Origin of the sequence: Paenimyroides ummariense (assembly GCF_900115115.1) — a bacterium.
Classification (GTDB): domain Bacteria; phylum Bacteroidota; class Bacteroidia; order Flavobacteriales; family Flavobacteriaceae; genus Flavobacterium; species Flavobacterium ummariense.
Map to the genome: position 1 here is coordinate 1 of NZ_FOVI01000076.1, position 1,054 is coordinate 1,054.

Here is a 1,054-nt window from a genome sequence, read left to right on the forward strand (position 1 = left end):
GACAGCAACGGCAACGTATTCCGCGGTTATGCGCAAGGCAATGCTATTGTGAACCAAGGCGAAAAACTTCCAACGGGAACGTATTACTATGTAGTGGAATATCTGTACGATCGTGACGGTGAAAACCAGTGGGTTAAAAAAGTAGGCTACCTTCATTTAGAAAATAACGATTAAAGCATAAAGCAATGACAAAAACAAGAATAATAACGGCCTTGTTAGCTTTAGTAAGCTTTACATCGGCCCAGGCCCAGCAAGACCCGCAGTACACCAACTATATGTACAACACCATCAACATCAACCCGGCATATGCAGGAAGTCGTGGAGCATTAAGCATCTTCGGACTGCACCGCAGCCAGTGGGTAGGACTGGAAGGAGCACCAACAACGAACTCGTTTTCGGTAAACACTCCGATAGCCGACAGCAAGGTAGGTTTGGGAGTAAGTTTTATAAACGATGCTTTGGGAGTAATGGATGAAAACACGTTAAGCGTAGATTTCTCGTACACGTTAGATTTAAACAACCGTGGCAGCAAATTAAGCTTCGGATTGAAAGGATCGGCTAACCTATTAAACGTAGCCTATTCGGATCTTAACAAATACAACCCGAACGATCCGCAGATCTTCAACGATGTGCAGAACGAGTTCACACCGAACATCGGTGCGGGTATCTACTGGCATACCGATAAAAGCTATGTAGGATTTTCGGTACCAAGCTTTTTAGAAAGCACAAGATACGACAACAACATCCAAAGTACCATGCAGCAAAAAATGCACTACTACTTAATGGGAGGTCATGTATTTGAAATCAACCCGATGTTGAAGTTCAAACCGGCATTTTTATTAAAAGCAGTAGAAGGCGCACCGTTACAGGCAGACATCACCGGAAACTTTTTAATAAGCGAGAAGTTCACCATTGGTGGAGCTTACCGCTGGGATGCCGCATGGAGTGCCCTGGTAGGCTTCCAGGTAACCGACGGCATGTTCATAGGTTACAGCTACGACAGCGATGTAAAAGCACTTAGAAACTACAACAACGGCTCGCACGAGATCTTTGT

The 1,054-nt window shown here is 44.7% G+C and carries 1 protein-coding gene; it reads left to right on the forward strand.

Translation table 11 applies throughout. From position 1 onward, the window contains the following. Window positions 1-185: 185 nt before the first annotated feature. The coding region (locus tag BM253_RS17145) for a PorP/SprF family type IX secretion system membrane protein (protein ID WP_091526712.1) at window positions 186-1,054 on the forward strand (869 nt) is incomplete at its 3' end.